We start from the raw sequence: 20808 nt of genomic DNA, 5'->3' as shown, positions 1-20808 counted from the left end.
CCTCTTCCCCCCAGTACTTTATTTCTTATTCCATTAATAACATACATCCAGCTAAAACAGGTGTCATGATCATCGAAAACCTCAAAATAATACGAGGTGCATAATTTGTAAACTTCGCGCCTATATATGCCCCGAGCATTGTTCCCATTAAAACTTGTACTAATAACATGTAATCTAAATATCCTGCTGAAGTATATCCAACTCCTCCACCAATTGCAATTGGTAAAATAACAAGCATTGTAGTCCCTACTGACTGATGAATTGATAAGCCTAGTAATACCATTAATCCTAGTTGAATGAAAGGTGCTGAACCAATTCCAAATGCTCCTGCTAATATCCCAGTTGCAATTCCTAACATAGCTCCTTTTCCTAATACATATGGAGATAACTGATCTGATAAACTAGCAGACAACTCTTTTTGATTTTGCACAAAAAACAAACGAACTAACATGCATATGGCTGATAAAAATAACATACCAGCCGTAAACCAATGAAGGAGCTGTGCAGGAATCCCAGCACCAATTTTAGATCCAACATATGATCCAAGCGCACCAAATCCTCCTACAACACAGCCAATTTTCATGACAACATTTCTTTCTCGATAATGACTTATCACTCCAGAAAGTGTTGTAAATGCCATTGCTGTTAATGATGTCGCGAGCGCTATGTGAATTGGCACATGAAATACGAGAGTGAGCACTGCAATAATAAACCCAGCTCCACCTGCTCCAACAAACCCTAATAAAATCCCCATTAGAAACATTGTAATAATAATAATAATAGCCACTTTCTTTCCCCTCCAATGGCTCTATTATCTTATATATTTCTTTTTTAGCAAATAAAAAAGCATCCACATAGGATGCTTTTCACTATTTTTCTATATTCATTATATGTACTCTGTTAATCTTGATTAATTAAAATGACTGCTGGCCCAGATACTACCACTCCAGCGACTTCAATTTTTTCAAATTCTTTAACTGTAATAGATATAACCCCTTCTCTTTCCATCAATTCCTTACTTAAGGCTTCAGTTGGTATTTTTTTCACCGTCTTACCTCCTTTTCATTCTTGTTACCTTATATCAGTAATATCTTGTCATGAATCTGGCATGTAAGATTATGAAATTGTTCCAATGCATCCATATATACACTCCCCCTGCCATTTTCATTCCTTATTCCATAAAGAATATACGATTCCTTTTTGTAGCATATTGAAAAAAAATAAAAAAGCATCCTGTACGGATGCTTTCATCAGTTTGATTCATTTCCTCAAAACGCCTTGTCTCAGTTGGTTTTCCTAACAATTGTACAATCTCTTTCTTAGGTTTTCCCACTAGTTTATGTTTCGTTAGAAGATCATCTATCATATATACTCGTTTCCGTTCATCTTTTAGCCATCTATCTGTTTGAAACTTTGAATTATACTCATTTACACCTAGTTGTACGATACAAATACTGAATAATACCGCTCCCACAATTGTAATACTTTTAAATATACCCTTATTATTACCACCAGAAAAATGAAAAACGATCCACTGAAGAGCCAGTAAAAGAATAAACGGAATTGATACCACTAAAATACTCACAGTATTATAAGACGAATGAGTCATGCCAATGATGAATATGAAAGCGATACATATAAACAAATATAAAAAAACATAAACATACAATGTTGCCCGTAATAAAAAATCTCTATACGCTCCCAATGAAAAATCACCTTTATCACATCAGATTTTTTACAACTTCACTTCTCCCATACATTCAATCATTTCTTTTATCCCTTGTAATTCTTGCACTGTATATAGTACTTTCCCTTCCAATCTTTCCTTTCTAAAATACGTAACAAGTTGCTCTCTATCCTTCAACCTCGGAAGTACTTCATTGGAAAGATCGATCATTTCATTTCCACTTCCATTTGTCTCATTGCCGAAATATACAGTGGGCTTAACTTCTTCTTTTAGAGCTTGCGAATGAACCTCTTTCAAGTAATCATATACAATTGTTGAAAGATGTTTTGCTTTATAAACGGGGTTTCCTACGTTTTCTACCATGAGAGTCATTGAATCTCCCTTTTTCATAAAAACAAATGTCTCTTCCTTCTCATATTCATTTTGATACTTACCAATCTCATCAATCATAAATGAATATACCCCTGCATTTTCTTTCGTCAATCCGTGTATCATTCTTCCTTGCCATTCTGTTGTCTCAATTACATATATTCCGGTTGTCGATAACAATATATGATCAACTCGAGTATTCCCCATTTTATTTCCTCTTCTACTATGTACTTTGGGAAGAAATATATTTGGAATAATATGTAGTTCGTCTTCATTTATGATTCCTTCCTGAACAAATCCCCGTTTCATATAATGTAATATTTCATGCGTATTCATTTCTTCACCATTTCTAGAATACGCTCTTAATTCTGTAATTAGATCTTGTAACATATGTATCTCATTACTGTGTTTCTGTTGCATTTCACTACGCTCTTTACTATGCTGCATCGCTAATTGATTCTTCATCACTCTCATGTTTTCTACTTCTCTAGCTGCACTCTCTTTTAAATTATTGTACTTTTTACGCTCTATGTTTTTTAATGTCTCCTGCTTTTCTTCATAATCCGCTACAGCTGCAGCCATCTCACTCTGATAGTTTTCTATTGACTTTGTCTTTTCAAATTCCACTTGTTGGTTTTCTGATTCTAACTGTTTATTCTTATAAAACAATACAAATACTCCAGCTAATAAAGCTAAAATCACACATATAAGTACATATTCCATCTTTTTTCTCCTTTATGGCTTAGTAAAATATTACCTAAACTTTTAAAATCCATTTTATTCTATTATACTACGTATTAAAATAACTCTCTGTAAAATTTGGATATACTTTTCACAGATAGCGATGGGTATCTCTCGGAATATAGCAAATGGTTTAACAAATATGTTGAAATTGAAGTTGATAGAATACATATTGAATTTTTAAAAGTAGAGTAAAAATATCGATAATCAGATATGATAGTATAAAAAAGCCTTCAGGAAAACCTTGTTCTCGTAGTTTTTCCTGAAGACCTCTTATATTTTGAAGTAAATATATATTTTAATTTATAATTCTTTGCCTTACTACATTTAGACCTGATTATTTACTATAATCCATTTTCTTTCCATATTCCTATATCTTTTTGAAAAGAATATACTCAATAATTGAATCATAAAATAAGCTTTAAACTGTAATACCTCCATACTTTTTATTTTTCAATATACACCGAACGTACAATCGTACGAGTATAAGCTTTACCTTCTGAGTTAATACCTTTAATATCAATCGTCACATTATATACATCTGACTTTTTAATATAATTCAAAAGGCCTGTGAATGCAGCCTCATCTAACCTTTGCAACTGATTCGATTGCGATACTAAATTCCCTTCTCGATCAACAACTCGGACAGTGAAAGAAAGATCCTCTTGTTTTCCTAGTTCTTTAGTAGATTGTTTCAATTGAAATTCAACTTTATCAGCTTTGATTTTCCCTGGCATTTTCAAAGTAAACGGTGCTTTTTGTTTATAATCACTAACAATCATATAAGCATCTTTTGCATGTGCTGTCATTAGTTTAACATGCCATTCCCCTATTTCCATTCGATTTATTTTAAATGTCCGAATAGACGCACCCTTAAAGTAGGAAGTTTCATCTCCTATCGTGACCTTACTATCCTCGTTTGTATATACTTTTCCCGACGGAGAAATAAGTTGTATTTTCACTTCTGAAGATGCTGTTAACACCGAGACAACGCCCTCTGTTTTTGTATCTACAGCAAACGTTTGATCAATCCATTTATTCTGTATTAGTTCTCCACCTAAAACGGTTTGATTAGAAGTAGTATTTAAATCATTAACAAGTTCTCTAGCATTATTATTTGAAGTATAAGGAACGAACGTGGCGGTAGAAGTACGTAAATACGGTTCAATTCGAGAAAACACCGCCGAACCTTTTCGTATATCATCATGATCAAATCTAGAATCGGTAAATAAGTGTGTTCCATAAGGTAATTTTGCACTCCATTCATTCACTAATCCATCATTGGAGCCATACGCGGAAAGGTATAGCCCACCTAAAGATAGAGCAGAGAAAGCCGGTCCCCAACTTGTACCTGCAACTGTATAGTAACGATTTAATTTAACATTTGGATTGTTATCTATTACAGAACGAAATTGTGCCATTTCACCTGTTTGTAAAGAATAAGTGCCATCGTCTCTTTGTCCGAGTAATGAAGCCAGCCAACCAGCCCACCAACTATACGATAAGTCCGCTAAATTTGATCCATAATGCGGCGAAGCCAGTGTAATGACTTTTCCTACAAAACGATTCGCACCATATTGAATGAGTGCTGCTTGAGTGTCAATTCCACCTTTACTATGAGCCACAATATTCACTTTTTTACCAAAATGATTATAAATCTCTTCTAGCTTTGCAGCCAACAATTTGCCATTATCCCACTGACTTGCAGATCCCTTCCCAGCTGCATCATATAGTTGAACAAATACAGTTTGATATCCTGCACGATAAGCATAATCATACATATCGTTTGCATCGTGATAAACTGTTTTTCCATACCAACTATCCGCACTTCCATTTCTTCCTTGCACAAAAACAATAGGTGGCCTATTTTCATCATAATTTAGAGGCTTCTCACCTAAAAACCAATCTCCTGGATTGAATGTTTCTTTCGGTGGAAGCATCTCCCTATAAATTGGCGTAGCATTGGTCTCAGCAGTTGCAATACCACCAACAGAAGTAACCAGTAAAATGAATGCAGCAATCAACACCATACATCTTTTAAACAACGCTTGCATAATACTCCCTCCTTTTTTAGAAAGATGACGCAGAGTTTATAGATTGCTATGCTGTTGCAATACAATAACTGCTATTATTTCCAAATCTCATTTTCTTCTAAAGTTTCTAAGATTCATATTTATTCCATTAATAAGTATGATAATTTGACAGCATCGTCTTATTCTTTATAAACGATATTCTTCCTACGCTCCTTAATTCCTTTCATTCATCAATAGTACAAATGTTTCTCAACAACAAACTTACAGATTTTATCGGTAATAATACTGAGTTAAGAAAACCCACTAGAAAAAGAAGTTATAATTTGTATGATGAAGATTTTATATTAGTTGGAGATGATTTAGAAGTTGGTGTATGTATTGAAAGAACAGAATATCATTACGAATTCAGTATGTGAGGCGTAACAGAAATTACAGCAATGTGATCATTTTTAAAAGAATAAAAAAGAGGCCTTCAAAACCTTAATACTACAAAGCTTTCTGAAGGCTTCCTTTATTCTGAAGTAAATACATATTGTAATATAACCCTTGCTTACTCAGTAACTCTTGATGTGTTCCTCTTTCTATAATTTCTCCATCATGCATAACAAAGATTTGGTCAGAATCTTGAATAGTAGATAAGCGATGTGCAATCGCAATTGTTGTTCTACCTTTTCGCATACGCTGCAACGCTGTTTGAATGGCCTCTTCCGTTTCTGTATCAATATTGGCCGTTGCTTCATCTAATACCAATACTTTCGGATTTGTCGCAATCGTTCTAGCAAACGCGATGAGTTGCCTTTGTCCACTTGAGAATGCCGCTCCCCTTTCTACTACTTCTGTATCATACTGTTCTGGTAACTTTTCAATAAACGTATTTGCTTGAACAAAGCGTGCTGCTTCTTTTATTTCTTCATCCGTAATACTTTCATTATACATGCGAATGTTTTGTTTCACATTTCCAGCAAACAAGAAGGCATCTTGCAATACGAGCCCAATTCTCTTTCGAATTTCCTTCTCTTCAAACTTTTCTAAGTTTACACCGTCTATTAAAATATGACCCGCTTTAATATCATAAAACCGCATCAACAAGTTCATAATTGTACTTTTCCCACTTCCGGTATGCCCAACAAAAGCAACTGTTTGCCCAGGTTTTACATGAAAAGATACATTTTTTAAAACATCACGTTTTCCGTCGTATGAAAATGTAACATCTTTAAATTCAATTTCTCCTTCATGTACTTTCGGCTCTCCATTCCCTTGTTGAATAGGCGCTAAATCTTTTTCATCCATCAAATGAAAGACACGTGATGAAGAAACAAGTGCTTGTTGGAAAAAAGATAATTTCATCATCATTTCATTTACAGGTTGGAAAAAACGATGAATATAGTTAACAAAAGCATATAATACCCCAACTTCAACTGGACTATTCAAAGCGTCAATTCCAAATAATGCGAGCACCAATGCAATCGCCACAATATGAACAAGATCTGTTGCCGGTCGTAAAAACAATGCATCTAATTTTAACGTACGGCGCCCAGCACTGTAATGCTTATTATTCACTTCTTCAAATTCTTTTCGCATCCGTTTTTCTTGACGAAACACTTGCACAATGTTCATCCCTTGAATCGATTCATTAAGCTTTGCATTTAAAATACTTAATTGATTGCGAAGTTCTAAATAAAAAACAGAGCTTTTCCTGCGATACATGGTCATAATCGTCAACATAATTGGTATTAATAAAAGAGAAAACAATGTAAGTTTCACATTAAGTAAAAACATAGCCACTAAAATTCCAATTAAAAATACTACATTTTTTACAAATGTTGATAACACACTCACATAGAAATCTTTAATTGCTTCTGTATCATTTGTTATACGAGATACGAGGGTACCAATTGGTGTACGGTCAAAAAAGCTTAATGACAACCGTTGTACATGTTCATACACTTCCACTCGCATATCTTGCACAATTTTGAAAGCTATATTTTGGAAATATAATAAATTTAAATACGTAAATAAAACCTTTAATAAATGAGCAATCATATATACAACAAATAAGGTTACAAGTGCTGATTGTTCAAAGTTACGGGGAACTAAATGTTCATCAAGAAACTGTTTAATTAAAAACGGACCCATCATTTCTGTAACAGTTGCACCAACTAGAAATAGAAATGCTAGTGACAATAAGCCTTTATATGGTTTCATATAAGAAAGTAATCGCCATAAATCGCTTCTTTTTTTCTCAGCCATTATATGCCTCCCTTCTCAACTAACGCTTCTAACTGCTGGCTTTCATACATCTCTTTATACCAACCTTCTTGCCTCATTAGTTGTTCATGTGTACCACGCTCTACAATTTTCCCTTCATCAACAACAAGAATAAGATTTGCATGTTGAATGGCACTTAACCGATGTGCTGTAATAATCGTTGTTTTTTGCTCTCTTTCTCGTTTCAGCGCTGTTAAAATTGTTTCTTCTGTCTTTGCATCAACTGCTGATAAACAATCATCTAAAATTAAAATTTCAGCATTCGTTAGTAAAGCACGTGCAATAGAAATCCTTTGTTTTTGCCCACCTGATAAAGACACTCCTCGTTCCCCTACTACCGTATCGTATCCTTCTGGAAATTGAACAATATCATCATGAATACAAGCAATATCAGCAGCACATGCAATTTCTTTATATGTAGCATCAGCCTTTCCAAATGCAATATTTTCCCCTATACTTGCTGAAAATAGGAAATGGTCTTGAGGAACATACGAAATAGCAGATCGAACGCCATGCAGCGTCATATCACGAATATCTTTCCCACCAACTTGCAGCGATCCTTTAAAATGATCATATTCCCTGATTAAACATTTTAACAATGTCGTTTTCCCTGCACCAGTGCGGCCAACAATACCTAATGTTTCACCCTTTTTCAGTGTGAAATGAATATCTTCTAAATGGAGAGTTTCATTTTTCTTATAGGAAAATGTATCAATTGCAAACGTTATATCACCGCTTGCCTCTTTATGTACCGCTCCATCTTTGTTCACAACATCTGAAGTTTGAGATAATATTTTTTCCACACGGTCATATGAAGCACGACCACGTTCCATAATATTAAATAGCCAACCAAATGCGAGCATCGGCCAAACAAGCGTCCCTAAATATGTTGTAAATGTAATTAACTCACCAACTGTCAGTTCTCCGCGAACAACTAATAGTGATCCATAGCACACAGCGATTAAGAATGAAAAACCGACAATAAGAGAAATTGTTGGATCAAATAATGAATCGATACGCGCAACTAACATATTTTTATGCACAACATCTTCTGACTTTTTTCGAAATGCTTGTAAATCTTCCTTTTCTTGACCAATTGAGCGAATCACCTTCATTCCACTCATACTTTCTTGTACTTTATCATTGATCTCAGAAAACGCTTGCTGTGCTTTATGAAAACGTCTGTGTAATAAAGTACCATAATAATTAGTTGAAATCGCTACAATCGGCATTGGGATTAAACTTAACAATGTTAACTTCCAACTAATCGTAAACCCCATAGCCACTAGCACGCATCCACCTACGGCTAACGAATCAACAAGCGTCAAAACGCCTGCTCCAGCTGTCTGTTGGATTGCTTGAATATCATTCGTTGCATGGGCCATTAAGTCCCCTGTACGATGTGATTGATAAAAAGATGGACTCATGTTTGTAAAATGTTCATATAATTTCTTTCGTAATTGGCGCGCGAGCTTTAAAGAAGACCCAAAAATCATAATACGCCATATGTAACGTAATATATACATTGTAATCCCGACAACTACTAAAAGAACAACCCATTGTAACAACTTTTCAGATGTTAGCGTTTGGTTATTAATTTGGTCTACAACAACTCCAATTACTTTTGGTGCAACAAGCTCAAGAAGTGCTACACCAAATAACAAAATAATTCCCGTTATGTACGCCCGTTTTTCTTGTTTAAAAAACCACGCTAAATTAAAAAATACCTTCATTATATCCCCCTCCCTTGAAATGAGCGATGTTTTCAGTTTATCAAAAATACAGAATTTTTAAAAGTTTTAAACACTAAAGTTTTCCAAAAGAAAAGGACACTCTTATCGAGTGCCCCCTTTAGCGCTTATTTCATTTGTTGTTTGTTCATTGCGCTCATCATTTGATTGATTTTCTTTTGGGATGGTTTTTGTCCCATTTGCATCATCATCATTTTTAACATTTGTTCATTGATTGGTGGATTTTTTTGTAAGTAATTCATCATATATTTGCGAGCGATGAAAAATCCTAACGCCACGCCTGCTACTAGTGCTAATACGCCCACTAGAACAACTACCCAAATTGACATATATTTTCCTCCTTCATGTTGTCTACCTTACAGTGTACTAAAACCTTTTCAATAAGACAAGATTGTATTCGACATTTTTTACACATATGTTCGTGCTTGTTTCAGAGGATTTAACCAACCATACTTTTTATTTTCATAATCCATTGCTAAAAATGTCAATTCGCATTTCCTAAGAACCTCAAAGAAAGTCGTTTCCATCGACACATTTCCGGATGTACTCATTTGAATATATTGTGATTTCACCGTTATTTCGCCGTATTCTGCCCCAGTATAAAGCATGTGCGTATGATGTGTTCTATTATACTTCCCAAAACTACGTAAAACCTGTTCTAATTTATGGTGAATTCTCATTACTTGTAATGGTGTCGTAATATACATCATCTGCTTATATAACACTTTCTTTTCCGAAAGGGAATCAGATTCTGAAAATCGAGCAAATAAATCGAAAAACAAATACTCCCGACCAAAGTATGCCTTCGCAACATCTTCTTGAATTAAATACAATTCATACGTTTTCATACTTTCCCTCCCGCTCTGGACAACCTTTTCTCTTCATTATATAGAAGAAAATATGCAATGATTGTCTGACTACGGAGAAAGAAAAAACTTTTTCTGTCGAATAAACTCATTTACATAGAAAAATCTCTCCATGCCGGAGAGATTTTTCACAAACCATTAAAGCATTTCTTTTACTTTACGAACAACATTTTCTACAGTGAATCCATACTCTTCCATGATCTTTTCACCAGGAGCAGAAGCACCGAATGTATCGATACCTAGTACATCTCCTTCAAGACCAACGTAACGGTGCCATCCGAAAGTCGCACCCATTTCAATTGCGAAACGTTTTGTTACTGCTTTTGGTAATACAGATTCTTTATATTCAGCAGATTGCGCTTCAAAGCGATCCATAGATGGCATGCTGACAACAGCTGCATCAACACCATCTTCTGCTAATGCTTTTTGCGCTTCAATCGCTAAGCTTACTTCAGAACCACTTGCAAGTAAGATTACATCAGCAGTTTCTTTTTTGCTTGCAGAAATTACATACGCACCTTTTGCAACCTTTTCATACGTATCGTCTTTTGCGCCTTCTAATGTTGGAAGATCTTGACGAGTTAAGATTAATGCAGTTGGTTTATTTGTAGATTCTAAAGCTAATTTCCAAGCTGCAACAGACTCGTTACCGTCAGCAGGACGAATAACAGATACATTTGGCATTGCACGAAGCGCCGCTAACTGCTCGACCGGTTCATGTGTTGGACCATCTTCACCAACAGCGATACTGTCATGTGTAAACACATATGTTACAGGCAATTGCATTAATGCTGCAAGACGGATTGCTGGACGTAAGTAATCAGAGAATACGAAGAACGTACCACCGTAAGTTTTTAAGCCGCCATGAAGTGCGATACCGTTCATTGCTGCACCCATCGCGAACTCACGTACACCGTACCAAATATTTTTACCGCTGTAGTCAGCTCTTGTAAAGTCTTTTTCGTTATTCATGTATGTTTTGTTAGAACCAGCAAGGTCTGCAGATCCACCAAAGAATGATGGTACCGCTTCTGCAATCGCGTTAATTACAGTACCTGAAGAAGAACGAGTTGCTGTTTTTGATCCTAATTCATAAGTTGGTAAGTTTTGATCCCAACCTTCTGGAAGAAGACCCTTCATCGCTGTTTGTAATTCATTTGCTAATTCTGGATATGCTTGTGCGTATTCACCAAGCATTGTGTTCCACTCAGCTTGAGCTGTTTCGCCAACATCTTGTACCGTTTTACGGAAGTTATCATATACTTCTTCTGATACATGGAAGTCTTGTTCAGCTGTCCAAGCATACGCTTCTTTTGTTAATTTTGTTTCGTCTACACCTAGTGGAGAACCATGTGAAGCTGATTTTCCTGATTTGTTTGGAGAACCGAAACCGATTGTTGTTCTTACTTCGATTAGCGTTGGGCGTTTTTCGTCAGCTTTCGCTTCCTCAATTGCTTTCGCAATTGCTGCAACATCGTTTCCATCCTCAACACGGATTACTTGCCAACCATATGCTTTATAACGATCTTCTACACTTTCAGAGAATGAACGATTTAAATCACCATCTAATGAAATATCATTAGAATCGTATAATACAACAAGTCGACCTAATCCTAAGTGAGCAGCTAATGAAGATGCTTCAGCAGAAACGCCTTCCATTAAATCGCCATCACCGCAAATTGCGTATGTATAATGGTCAACTACATTGTATGCATCACGGTTATACTTCGCTGCTAAATGTCTCTCAGCCATTGCCATACCAACAGCTGTCGAAATACCTTGTCCAAGCGGACCAGTTGTTGCATCTACGCCTGCTGTGTGACCATACTCAGGATGTCCTGGAGTTTTGCTTCCCCATTGACGGAAATTCTTTAAATCATCCATTGTTACATCGTAACCAGATAGATGAAGTAGGCTGTATAATAACATTGAACCATGGCCTGCAGATAATACGAAACGATCGCGGTTAAACCACGTTGGGTTATTTGGATTATGTTTCATAAATTTCGTCCATAATGTATAAGCCATTGGTGCTGCACCCATTGGCATTCCTGGGTGACCAGAGTTTGCTTTTTCAATCGCATCAATGGATAATGTGCGAATCGTGTTGATAGAAAGTTGTTCGATTGAATGTGACATGCTATTCTTCCCTTCGCTTATATTAGTAAACGTTTTACACATTTATATGATAGCTTCCCACGCAAGATTATACAACATGTATCGACAAATATGTTGATGTTTTTTCGAATTTGTTCAAAAAACATACTAAATTTCACAATGTATAGGGTTTCAATCTGCTATACTTTTTCATTATTCATTTATTGATAATAAAGGGAATTATCTGTATTTTCATACGTGGCTCATAAAAATCTTTAGCAAATATTCTCCCCCCTCCATACCACTCCTCTATTTACCATTTATTCACAACATATATAATAGAAATGAATATATATTAATTTTCGTCGTATATATCAAATAAAAACTGCGGGAGGAGAAATGATGAGTGAACAAGTGGTTTCCTACACCTTTTTAATTGTTTTTTCCCTTATTACAATTAGTTCTATTTACCTTTCAGTAAAATTAAAGTCACCTTATAAATACCTCCCAGGTGTTGTCATGCTTATTCTCTCCATTGGCACGTTCAGCATACTATATTTTGATCGAGGTATAATGATAACGAGTGAAGGATTAGGTTATTTATATAGTCTCATTGCAATCCTCTTGTTACTTATCGCCAGTATTTCTTTATTCATAGCAATTGCTATTTCTTTTATTTCAGCTTTATTTAGAAAAAATTAACATTTGTTATGTCTGAGCACTACGCTCGATAAAAAATTAAATCCCAAAATGCAAAAGGTGTCCTTCTCCCGCTTCCACTTTATAGAGTAGTCTAATTAAAGACTCTAACTCTGTACAAAGAATATCTCGATTAAAACTAAGGTGTTCATACTCTCCATCCGTATCACACTCTACCGTCCATTGAAATGAGCCTGTGAGTTCTATTTTTTCAGGTCCCAATGAAAAGAGATTGACTAATGAGCGAAATAGGTTGATCGCTATTTCTGCTCCCTCTTTCTCGATTTTTGTAATACCATAATAATGGATACCAAACCCTTTCTCTTTCTTAAAAGGATTATATGTTGGAATCCACTGTAAAAAATCTGACACATACAAAACAATTTCATCACTGAATATCACGCATTCTTCAACAACCGTTCCATCTTTATAAAAAAACTCCCTGTCATGCCAAGAGAAATCTTCAGAACTTAGCTCTCCTTTTTCATTTGAAACAAATACAAATTCATGTTGCAAAGCCATAGTATTCTCCTCCTTCTCCTGTCATCATACGATACTCCAAAAACATTTTCATTTTCTTCATTATATATTTTTATATTTTCTAAACATTTGACAAAAAATAAACCTAGATTATTTGTTATGATTTATCATAAGATAACAAAAAAAGAAGGTTGATAAGCTTGAATAAGAACAACATCGTTCATATAAACATTCTACTAACAAGCGATATACACGGTACGATTTATCCAATTCATTATCGAAATAACGAGCCAGCAGAAATAGGATTAGCCAAACTTGCAACACGTATCACCCAAGAGCGTAACCAACATGAACATGTAATTGTGATCGATAACGGCGATTTTATACAAGGAACTCCATTCACCTATTACTACGCTAAATATATACAGCATAAAAAGAACCCAATGTCACTTATCGCGAATTACATTGGATATGATGCGGCCGTTATCGGAAATCACGAATTCAACTATGGAATGGATGTATTAAACAAAGCTATATTAAACGCGAATATGCCTTATCTATCTGCAAATATTTTAAATAAACATACAAAAGATCCTTACTTTGGGACACCCTATATTATTAAACATATACATCCTAATATAAAAGTCGCTATCTTGGGAGTTACAACACATTACATCCCAAATTGGGAGCAGCCACCTCATATTAAAGATTTACTATTTGAAGATGCACTAGAAACAACAAAAAAATGGGTTTCTCTCATTCATAACCAAGAGCAACCTGACTTATTAGTCGTAGCATATCATGGTGGCTTTGAAAGGGATTTACAATCTGGAGAACCAACAGAAATTTTAACCGGTGAGAATCAAGGATATGCGATGTGCCAAGAAATAGATGGTATTGATATATTACTAACAGGTCACCAACATCGCTCTATTGCAAATACGAAAGTAAATGGTGTAACCGTTGTACAACCCGGATCTAATGGCCATTCATTAGGAAAAGTTCGAGTAGAGTTAGAACAAAATAAAGATCGAATGATAATTAAAAAGTGTCAATCGGAACTGTTATCTGTCAAAGACGTTCAAACAGACGAAAAAGCACTTTCACTTGTATCTGACTACGAAAATCAAACGCAACAATGGCTAGATCAACCAATCGGCACCATTATCGGTGACATGCAAATTCACACTGCGATGCAAACACGTTTACAAGACAATCCTTTTATTGAATTTATAAACAAAGTACAAATGGAGGTAGCTGGAGTCCATATTTCTTGTACAAGCCTATTTCATAATGAATCTTCTGGCTTTCCAAATCAAATTACAATGAGAGATATTGTATCAAATTATATTTATCCAAACACATTAAAGGTCATACGTATTACAGGAAAAGATATTAAAGATGCTCTTGAATTATCCGCTGAATATTTCACATTAAATAACGAAGGAGATATTATTGTAAACCCCGCTTACACTACGCCAAAACCACAGCATTACAATTACGATATGTGGGAAGGAGTTTCATACATATTAAACATTTCAAAACCAGTTGGTGAACGAGTAGTTTCCTTACAATATGACGGATCTCCCATTCACTTTGATCAAGAATATGACGTAGTTATGAATAATTATCGTGCAAGTGGTGGCGGAAATTATTTTATGTACCAAAATAAACCCATCATAAAAGACATACCAATTGATATGTCTGAACTTATCGCAAATTACATATTGGAGCGGGGGACAATTGAAGCGACTACCAATCATAATTGGAAAGTTACCAAATAAACCATTCTATTAAAATCAAAAAAGATGGGCTGCGCCCACCTCTTAATTTAACTTTGTATTATCTTGTTTTTTCAATGCTTTTAATTTCGTCGGTGTAATATCTTTACCTTCTTCGTTAACGACTTTAATGCCTTTTAATTCGTTTAACATATTTTGACGAAATCCTTTTAAATATTGTTCACGGAGCGATTGGCGCTCACGTTGTTCTTCTTCAGTTAATCCTTCAGCTTTCGCTTTTTTCGCTAAGAAGTTAATGCGTTCAATGAGTTCGTGACTTAGCATCTCGAATCCCCTTTCTACTTAAAACTGATTATTATCATACAATAGTTAGTCTTGTTTATCAAGCAATTGCTTCGTGTATTCCACGTATCTGCGATGTACTGTTGCTTTAGATACATCGTGTCCAAAACCACGAAGCGTTGCTGCAATTTCCTCAAATGTTAATTCATTGCGACGCAGACGTACAATTTCTTCAATCGGCACTTCTTTCTTTTCACGTCCTGTACTTAAATGTCGGTTTTTTAAGTTTTTTTCTGGACGAAACCCTCTTTCTACCGCTCTCTGCATTCCACGTTTAATCTTCAAATTATGAATCTTTCTCTGATACTCTTCAACTATACCAATAATATCTAGTACCATAGAATCCGAATCAGAAAGCTGTAATTCACCATTATGCGTATGTGTATATACTTTTATTCTTTCTTTATGTAAACAGTGCATTAAAGCAATTTTTGCATTCCCTCTTCCAAGCCGCGTTTCATCTTGAATGAGAAGCACATCGACCTGTTCATCTCGAATCATATCTAACACTTCTAATATACCGTCTCGTTCAATCGTATAGCCGCTTGCCTTCTCCTCAATCACCTTTATAACATTCATTTGATACCGCTCAGCTAAATGCAATAATTCATCTCTTTGGCGTGATAATGAAGTTTCCTGCGCTTCTTTCGTTGTGCTTACACGGGCATAAATGATTGCATTCATTTTAAAACCTTCTTCCTCATTTCAATTTTTCCTTTAGTGTATCACAAATCGTCCTTTTGTTCGAACTTATGTTTGTAGAATGTTTTTTTGCATGTTATACTTATAAGTAAGAAAATTGAAAGAAAACGAGGTGTAAAAAAACATGGAAAAGTTAACAAAACGCCAGCAAGACATTCTCGACTTCATTAAACTAAAAGTACAAGAAAAAGGTTATCCACCTTCCGTACGCGAAATCGGTCAAGCGGTTGGCCTTGCTTCTAGTTCTACGGTGCACGGACATTTATCACGTCTAGAAGAAAAAGGTTATATTCGACGTGATCCAACAAAACCAAGAGCTATTGAAATTTTAGGAGAAGTAAGAATCGAAACAGACACACAATCAGTTGTTCAAGTCCCAATTGTCGGAAAAGTTACAGCTGGTTTACCAATTACAGCAGTTGAAAGTGTAGAAGAACACTTCCCACTTCCTGCAAGCGTTGTTGCTGGAGCAGACCAGGTGTTTATGCTACGAATCTCTGGAGATAGTATGATCGAAGCTGGTATTCTGGATGGAGACTTAGTTGTTGTTCGCCAACAACATTCTGCATACAATGGAGAAATCGTTGTTGCTTTAACAGAAGATAATGAAGCAACTGTAAAACGTTTTTACAAAGAAAAAGATCATTTCCGCTTACAACCCGAAAACTCTTCTTTAGAGCCAATCATTTTAGATAAAGTCTCTGTTATTGGAAAAGTAATCGGGGTATATCGCGATTTACATTAAAAAATAGACCAGTTAAACTGGTCTATTTTTTAATTCGCTTCAATTGTCACGTCTCCTGCAGATGTTTGTCCGCTAATTTTTACGCTCCCATTCCCTACTACTACATTTCTTTCTTCCTCCTTGAAAACCTTAACTTCACCAGCAAATGTTTTCCCACTTACAGTCGCATCTTGAGGCTTTTCAAGTAGACGAATATCAACATCTCCTGCAGTCGAGCTTGCTTCCACATCATATTTAGAGTCATGATCAATAACGTCCACATCTCCACTTGTTGTTTTCGCAACAACTTTTCCACTTACTTTTTTCATTTTAATTCCGCCCGCTTTTGAAGATCCTTCTACTTTCTTCGCTGTCACCCGCTCTATTTCTACATCTCCACCAAGCGTTGCTGCTTCTATGCGTTCACTCTTCACATCATTTACTGTTATCTCAGCAGCAGAAGAACTTACTTTTATGTCTTGATAAGCACGTTCTGGAACAACAATTGTTACCCCCGACGATTTAAACCCAAATGATAAAAATGAAAAATCTAATGAAATTCCTTTTTTTATCTTACCTTGAACTTTTAATATATCTCCTTTTTCATCAATACTTATTTTTTGCTTCGTAGTATTTCCTGATTGTTTTATATAAAAAGAAGAATCATTCCCTTTTTGAACTGTAACATCCTCAGCATCCAAATCAATTTCTAGATTTTTAATTGCTTCATTTTTTATAACTCTTTCAGTTTCTCCCTTTTCCGCCGCATCTACTGTTTTTGAATATGTTTGCGATATACCAATAACACCAATAATGATACAAGCGACAGCTATTAATAATATCTTTTTCATCTCATCTATTCCCCTCTAATCATTTTGAGATTCCAATTGACATAGCGCACACAAAATTTTTTAAACCATTTTGTACAGTAGTAAGCACCTATACATAACAATAATCCAACACCAACAAACGTAATAGAAACGAATACCTCAAGCCACAAAAAAGTACCAGTTAGGATTTTAATTACTACAAATAGTGGTGCCACAACGCTAGCAACTCCACCAACCCAAAGTGCAAATATAAAACTTATAATTGCGACTAAAGGACCTAATACAAGAATAAAATTTAATAAACTAAGACCAATTGCCGCCATTACAGCTCTTGTTATATTTGAAGCAGATGGATCCTTTTTCATCTCATCAAAACGATATAACGCTAACATCTCTTTCGCAATTGCTTTTGGCGAACCGAGTCCTTTTATAATTTCTACCTCTGTCTTCCCTTCCTCTAATCCAAACTGAAAATGCTCCTCATAATCGTATAAAATATCCTGTCTTTCTTCTTCTGATAACTTTCTAAGATGTCCTGATAGATCTCGAAGAAACTGTTCTTTGTTCATCTCATTACACCTCTTCAATAATTTCTTGTACCCCTCTAGCAAAATCACGCCAATCCCTTACAAGTAAATGGAGTTGTTCTTCACCTTGATTTGTTAATTGATAATATTTACGCGGTGGCCCTTCTGTTGATTCTTTTAAATATGTTTGAAAATAGCCCTCTTTTGTTAATCGACGTAATAACGGATATACAGACCCTTCCGATATTAAAAATTTATTGGAGATTTGCTGAACGAGCTCATAACCGTAGCAATCTTTTCGTTTGACAAGTGCCAGTACACAAAGTTCTAGCACACCTTTTTTAAACTGGACGTTCAAAGATAATCCCCCTTTCCAATCAGTACCACTCAATGCAAGGTACTTACGTTACCCATAATATACCATCCACTATTGTTTATTGCAAGGTACCGTTTGTTGTCTATTTAATAAAATACCGTTTTCCACCTCTCTTTTCTTTATACCAAACAAATTAAAAAATCACGATTCCCCTTACCTAAACATGGAGAAATCGTGATAAATAATATCATACAATTCTATACACTAAATGGATTTATGTAATAATTCCAGCACATCTTTCATAACAAAGGGGGCATCTTTTTTTACATGCTCAGCAAACTCAGAAACTAGACGCAATGTTTTAATACTTTCAATCGGATGATCACCTGATGCACTTTCAGCAGAAAGCATAACAGCATTCGTTCCATCCAATACAGCTTGAAATACATCAGTCACCTCAGCTCTTGTAGGAATAGAATAATCCACCATGGATTGAAGCATTTGCGTTGCCGTAATCACATACGTATTTGTGCGATTACACTCATGAATCATCATTTTTTGTAAAAGCGGAATAAATTGGTACGGTAATTCTACGCCTAAATCGCCCCTGGCAATCATAATACCCTCCACTTCTTTACATATCTCCTGAAAATTCTCGATGGCCTCCATCGTTTCCACCTTAGCAATTAGATTTGGTGAAGTTTCATTTTTTAGGCGGATAAAGTTCCGGATTTCCTGTATATGAGAAGGTTTTCTAACAAATGAGCAAGCAATAAAATCAACGTTCTCACTTAAAAGAAACTGAATATCTTTTTTATCCTTCTCTGTAATAGCTGGTAAGCTAACGATTGTACCTGGTAAATTCACCCCCTTATGAGAAGCTATATCGCCACCTACCTTTACTTTTGTTTCTATTTTATCCTCGCTTATCTTTTCAACCGTTAACTCAACTTGTCCATCATTAATAAGAATTCTACTTCCAACTTTCACGTCATTAATAATCCCTGGATAATCAACACTTGCTTCTTCTTTGTTTCCAGAAATAGAATGAATGTATAAAGTAAAAGTATCTCCTGCTTGAAGAGTAACTCCATTTTCTTCAATAACTCCCAATCTTATCTTGGGTCCTTGTAAATCCCCTAAAATTTTGATGGAATCATCTAAAGATTTTACTAATTGAATTATTTCCTTATGGCTTTCATGGGAACCATGCGATAAATTAAGGCGGATAATATTCATACCATTTCTTATTAACTGCGACAAAGTATCCTTATTATTACTCGCCGGTCCAATTGTACAAATTCGATCAATTGTCATATTTTCACCATCCTTTTTTATCTATAATTCCCATATAGAAAGAAAAAATAATATTTCTCATACATGGTTTGTAATGTAAGAGTAGAAAAGGCCAATAATTCCTTAGTACAAGAATTACCGACCTTTTCACGATGAAAATGAACTGAGTTGTTGCATGATAAAAAAGTGAGCCACCAAATGGATTTTTTTAACAAATGAACACTCTAGTATGTATCCATCATGATAACAAAGCACTCATTCCATCGATTGCTGCATTTGTTTTTGTTTCAACCTTTCTTCCAACACATGAATCATAAATAAGAAATGCTCAGCTTCTCTTGTAACATGATCAGCTAGTAATGGATTAATTATATTTCGAATTTGGCATGTTTGAATAAGTTCCAATCCCGCCTTTTTGAAATTTCTCAATTCAACTGTGGCATTTTCACTATCTTTATTTAGCTTTCCGATTATCGGATATGTTGGTTCCTTCTGATATAACATCGATTCAACATCCCTAGCTTGATTAAGGAGAACTTCAAAATCATCACCGAATTTTAAAGCAGTATGAACTAAATTTCGCTCTGATTGATCAAGCAAAGAGGCAATAAAACGAGAGTGCTCCATCATAATTTTTAGCCAAAACACATTTTCACTAATTATCGCATCTTGAATTGGATCCATTTTTCCTTCATTAAATTTCTGAAGCGTTCTTATAAAATATTCCACTTCTCGTGCAACATGATCTACTAATAAAGGAAAATTAAAGCCACTTACCTTACAATTAATAATTAAAATTAAAAGATTTCTTTTATAATTACGAAACGCATAAACTAGCTGAATACTTTCTTCATTTAATTGCCTGACCGCTTGAACAATTCGAGGAATAGAGAATGCTTTTTGTAAATGTCGATCAAAAAGCTGAAAAAACTGATCTACTTGCTGAATTAGGTTTTTATCTTTCCGATTAAATCCTTCACCAAGAAAAAGTGCATATTCCTTCATAATCCGTAACCAAAATCGATTTTCAGTTAAAGAGCGTTCAATAAATAATTGTTCAGTTAATGATTCAGAAGGCGTAGCTTTCAATTCCGGTGGAAGCAGCATAGCCCGCTGTGTATCCATGACAAAGTGACCAGGAATAGATTGTTGTTGTCCATTATTCATTAAATCCCCCCTAGCGCCCCACGCCCATCAACTTAAGAATTCAGAATTACATCAAACCGAAAAAGAGTCCTAAATTAATAGGACTCTTTTTCGGTGATTTGAATGTAAACTTTTTATTATTAGTTTACATTCATTTCCCCTTAAACATTAACTTTATGCCGCCCCCCGATA

General features: G+C 35.2%; 21 protein-coding genes and 1 pseudogene. 4 read left to right on the top strand and 18 right to left on the bottom strand.

Going from position 1 to position 20808, the window contains the following annotated elements; genetic code table 11:
• Positions 1–25: 25 nt before the first annotated feature.
• From C568_RS0110425 to C568_RS0110405, 5 genes are all read right to left on the bottom strand, one after another.
• Positions 26–781, bottom strand: a complete 756-nt coding sequence (locus tag C568_RS0110425) for a sulfite exporter TauE/SafE family protein (RefSeq protein WP_029427140.1) — start codon at positions 779–781, stop codon at positions 26–28.
• A gap of 119 nt (positions 782–900) precedes the next feature.
• On the bottom strand, positions 901–1047 hold the full coding sequence (locus C568_RS34185; RefSeq protein ID WP_003199195.1) for a BC1881 family protein: 147 nt from the start codon (positions 1045–1047) through the stop codon (positions 901–903).
• A gap of 124 nt (positions 1048–1171) precedes the next feature.
• On the bottom strand, positions 1172–1705 hold the full coding sequence (locus tag C568_RS30590; protein WP_018781458.1) for a hypothetical protein: 534 nt from the start codon (positions 1703–1705) through the stop codon (positions 1172–1174).
• A 30-nt stretch (positions 1706–1735) separates the two neighbouring features.
• Positions 1736–2779, bottom strand: coding sequence for a nuclease-related domain-containing protein (locus tag C568_RS0110410; protein WP_018781457.1), 1044 nt, complete (start codon positions 2777–2779; stop codon positions 1736–1738).
• Between the two features lie 464 nt (positions 2780–3243).
• Positions 3244–4851 carry an esterase/lipase family protein gene (locus tag C568_RS0110405; RefSeq protein ID WP_018781456.1) on the bottom strand — a complete coding sequence of 536 codons (1608 nt, stop codon included), beginning with the start codon at positions 4849–4851 and terminating at the stop codon, positions 3244–3246.
• A gap of 314 nt (positions 4852–5165) precedes the next feature.
• Between C568_RS0110405 and C568_RS36400 the strand changes: the two are divergent.
• A pseudogene (locus C568_RS36400) lies at positions 5166–5246 on the top strand (YxiF family protein); the annotation flags it as partial.
• A 70-nt stretch (positions 5247–5316) separates the two neighbouring features.
• On the opposite strand, the gene C568_RS0110395 reads toward C568_RS36400, so the two are convergent.
• The 5 genes from C568_RS0110395 to tkt form a co-directional block, all read right to left on the bottom strand.
• Positions 5317–7080, bottom strand: coding sequence for an ABC transporter ATP-binding protein (locus tag C568_RS0110395; protein WP_003207987.1), 1764 nt, complete (start codon positions 7078–7080; stop codon positions 5317–5319).
• Positions 7080–8831 (bottom strand): ABC transporter transmembrane domain-containing protein, encoded by a 1752-nt coding sequence (locus C568_RS0110390; protein WP_018781454.1) that lies wholly within the window; start codon positions 8829–8831, stop codon positions 7080–7082. The genes C568_RS0110395 and C568_RS0110390 overlap by 1 nt, the downstream gene beginning before the upstream one ends.
• Positions 8832–8956: 125 nt before the next feature.
• Positions 8957–9178 carry a YneF family protein gene (locus tag C568_RS0110385; RefSeq protein ID WP_003199214.1) on the bottom strand — a complete coding sequence of 74 codons (222 nt, stop codon included), beginning with the start codon at positions 9176–9178 and terminating at the stop codon, positions 8957–8959.
• Between the two features lie 78 nt (positions 9179–9256).
• Positions 9257–9697, bottom strand: coding sequence for a sporulation inhibitor of replication protein SirA (gene sirA / locus C568_RS0110380; RefSeq protein WP_003199216.1), 441 nt, complete (start codon positions 9695–9697; stop codon positions 9257–9259).
• Between the two features lie 156 nt (positions 9698–9853).
• A complete protein-coding gene (gene tkt, locus C568_RS0110375; protein WP_018781453.1) occupies positions 9854–11854 on the bottom strand; it encodes a transketolase in 2001 nt (666 codons plus the stop codon).
• A 360-nt stretch (positions 11855–12214) separates the two neighbouring features.
• On the opposite strand from tkt, the gene C568_RS0110370 reads away from it, so the two are divergent.
• Entirely contained in the window at positions 12215–12514 is a 300-nt protein-coding gene (locus C568_RS0110370; protein WP_018781452.1) for a hypothetical protein, read from the top strand.
• A 36-nt stretch (positions 12515–12550) separates the two neighbouring features.
• Here the strand turns inward: C568_RS0110370 and C568_RS0110365 are convergent, their stop codons facing one another.
• Positions 12551–13033 (bottom strand): hypothetical protein, encoded by a 483-nt coding sequence (locus tag C568_RS0110365; protein ID WP_006095601.1) that lies wholly within the window; start codon positions 13031–13033, stop codon positions 12551–12553.
• Positions 13034–13191: 158 nt separating this feature from the next.
• Between C568_RS0110365 and C568_RS0110360 the strand changes: the two genes are divergently transcribed.
• The gene (locus tag C568_RS0110360) at positions 13192–14775 is read left to right on the top strand and encodes a bifunctional metallophosphatase/5'-nucleotidase (RefSeq protein ID WP_018781451.1); all 1584 of its coding nucleotides are present in this window, start codon (positions 13192–13194) and stop codon (positions 14773–14775) included.
• 42 nt (positions 14776–14817) lie between these two features.
• Here the strand turns inward: C568_RS0110360 and C568_RS0110355 are convergent, their stop codons facing one another.
• Together C568_RS0110355 and C568_RS0110350 are read right to left on the bottom strand one after the other, a co-directional pair.
• Positions 14818–15057 carry a DUF896 domain-containing protein gene (locus tag C568_RS0110355; RefSeq protein WP_003199228.1) on the bottom strand — a complete coding sequence of 80 codons (240 nt, stop codon included), beginning with the start codon at positions 15055–15057 and terminating at the stop codon, positions 14818–14820.
• Positions 15058–15102: 45 nt separating this feature from the next.
• Positions 15103–15759: a YneB family resolvase-like protein gene (locus C568_RS0110350; protein WP_018781450.1), complete on the bottom strand. Its 657-nt coding sequence runs from the start codon at positions 15757–15759 to the stop codon at positions 15103–15105.
• A 142-nt stretch (positions 15760–15901) separates the two neighbouring features.
• Between C568_RS0110350 and lexA the strand changes: the two genes are divergently transcribed.
• Positions 15902–16522 (top strand): transcriptional repressor LexA, encoded by a 621-nt coding sequence (gene lexA / locus C568_RS0110345; protein WP_003199232.1) that lies wholly within the window; start codon positions 15902–15904, stop codon positions 16520–16522.
• 29 nt (positions 16523–16551) lie between these two features.
• Here the strand turns inward: lexA and C568_RS0110340 are convergent, their stop codons facing one another.
• From C568_RS0110340 to C568_RS0110320, 5 genes are all read right to left on the bottom strand, one after another.
• Positions 16552–17352, bottom strand: coding sequence for a DUF4097 family beta strand repeat-containing protein (locus C568_RS0110340; protein ID WP_018781449.1), 801 nt, complete (start codon positions 17350–17352; stop codon positions 16552–16554).
• 5 nt (positions 17353–17357) lie between these two features.
• Complete coding sequence (locus tag C568_RS0110335; RefSeq protein WP_003208004.1) at positions 17358–17900, bottom strand: DUF1700 domain-containing protein; 543 nt, start codon at positions 17898–17900, stop codon at positions 17358–17360.
• Between the two features lie 4 nt (positions 17901–17904).
• Entirely contained in the window at positions 17905–18216 is a 312-nt protein-coding gene (locus tag C568_RS0110330) for a PadR family transcriptional regulator (RefSeq protein WP_018781448.1), read from the bottom strand.
• 222 nt (positions 18217–18438) lie between these two features.
• Complete coding sequence (locus C568_RS0110325) at positions 18439–19491, bottom strand: pyruvate kinase (RefSeq protein WP_018781447.1); 1053 nt, start codon at positions 19489–19491, stop codon at positions 18439–18441.
• 234 nt (positions 19492–19725) lie between these two features.
• Positions 19726–20637 (bottom strand): DUF2935 domain-containing protein, encoded by a 912-nt coding sequence (locus C568_RS0110320; protein ID WP_018781446.1) that lies wholly within the window; start codon positions 20635–20637, stop codon positions 19726–19728.
• Between the last annotated feature and the right edge of the window lie 171 nt (positions 20638–20808).

Source organism: Bacillus sp. 95MFCvi2.1, assembly GCF_000374965.1.
Classification (GTDB): Bacteria; Bacillota; Bacilli; order Bacillales; family Bacillaceae_G; genus Bacillus_A; species Bacillus_A pseudomycoides.
This window is presented reverse-complemented; position numbering and strand designations above follow the sequence as displayed.

Excerpts from the sequence above, each read along its gene's own strand:
- C568_RS0110335 (WP_003208004.1), bottom strand. The coding sequence starts at position 17,900 with ATGAACAAAGAACAGTTTCTTCGAGATCTATCAGGACATCTTAGAAAG.
- sirA (WP_003199216.1), bottom strand. The coding sequence starts at position 9,697 with ATGAAAACGTATGAATTGTATTTAATTCAAGAAGATGTTGCGAAGGCA.
- C568_RS0110410 (WP_018781457.1), bottom strand. The coding sequence starts at position 2,779 with ATGGAATATGTACTTATATGTGTGATTTTAGCTTTATTAGCTGGAGTA.
- C568_RS0110390 (WP_018781454.1), bottom strand. The coding sequence starts at position 8,831 with ATGAAGGTATTTTTTAATTTAGCGTGGTTTTTTAAACAAGAAAAACGG.
- tkt (WP_018781453.1), bottom strand. The coding sequence starts at position 11,854 with ATGTCACATTCAATCGAACAACTTTCTATCAACACGATTCGCACATTA.
- C568_RS0110365 (WP_006095601.1), bottom strand. The coding sequence starts at position 13,033 with ATGGCTTTGCAACATGAATTTGTATTTGTTTCAAATGAAAAAGGAGAG.
- C568_RS0110350 (WP_018781450.1), bottom strand. The coding sequence starts at position 15,759 with ATGAATGCAATCATTTATGCCCGTGTAAGCACAACGAAAGAAGCGCAG.
- lexA (WP_003199232.1), top strand. The coding sequence starts at position 15,902 with ATGGAAAAGTTAACAAAACGCCAGCAAGACATTCTCGACTTCATTAAA.
- C568_RS0110395 (WP_003207987.1), bottom strand. The coding sequence starts at position 7,080 with ATGGCTGAGAAAAAAAGAAGCGATTTATGGCGATTACTTTCTTATATG.
- C568_RS0110370 (WP_018781452.1), top strand. The coding sequence starts at position 12,215 with ATGAGTGAACAAGTGGTTTCCTACACCTTTTTAATTGTTTTTTCCCTT.
- C568_RS0110320 (WP_018781446.1), bottom strand. The coding sequence starts at position 20,637 with ATGAATAATGGACAACAACAATCTATTCCTGGTCACTTTGTCATGGAT.
- C568_RS0110385 (WP_003199214.1), bottom strand. The coding sequence starts at position 9,178 with ATGTCAATTTGGGTAGTTGTTCTAGTGGGCGTATTAGCACTAGTAGCA.
- C568_RS0110405 (WP_018781456.1), bottom strand. The coding sequence starts at position 4,851 with ATGCAAGCGTTGTTTAAAAGATGTATGGTGTTGATTGCTGCATTCATT.
- C568_RS0110340 (WP_018781449.1), bottom strand. The coding sequence starts at position 17,352 with ATGAAAAAGATATTATTAATAGCTGTCGCTTGTATCATTATTGGTGTT.
- C568_RS0110355 (WP_003199228.1), bottom strand. The coding sequence starts at position 15,057 with ATGCTAAGTCACGAACTCATTGAACGCATTAACTTCTTAGCGAAAAAA.
- C568_RS0110325 (WP_018781447.1), bottom strand. The coding sequence starts at position 19,491 with ATGACAATTGATCGAATTTGTACAATTGGACCGGCGAGTAATAATAAG.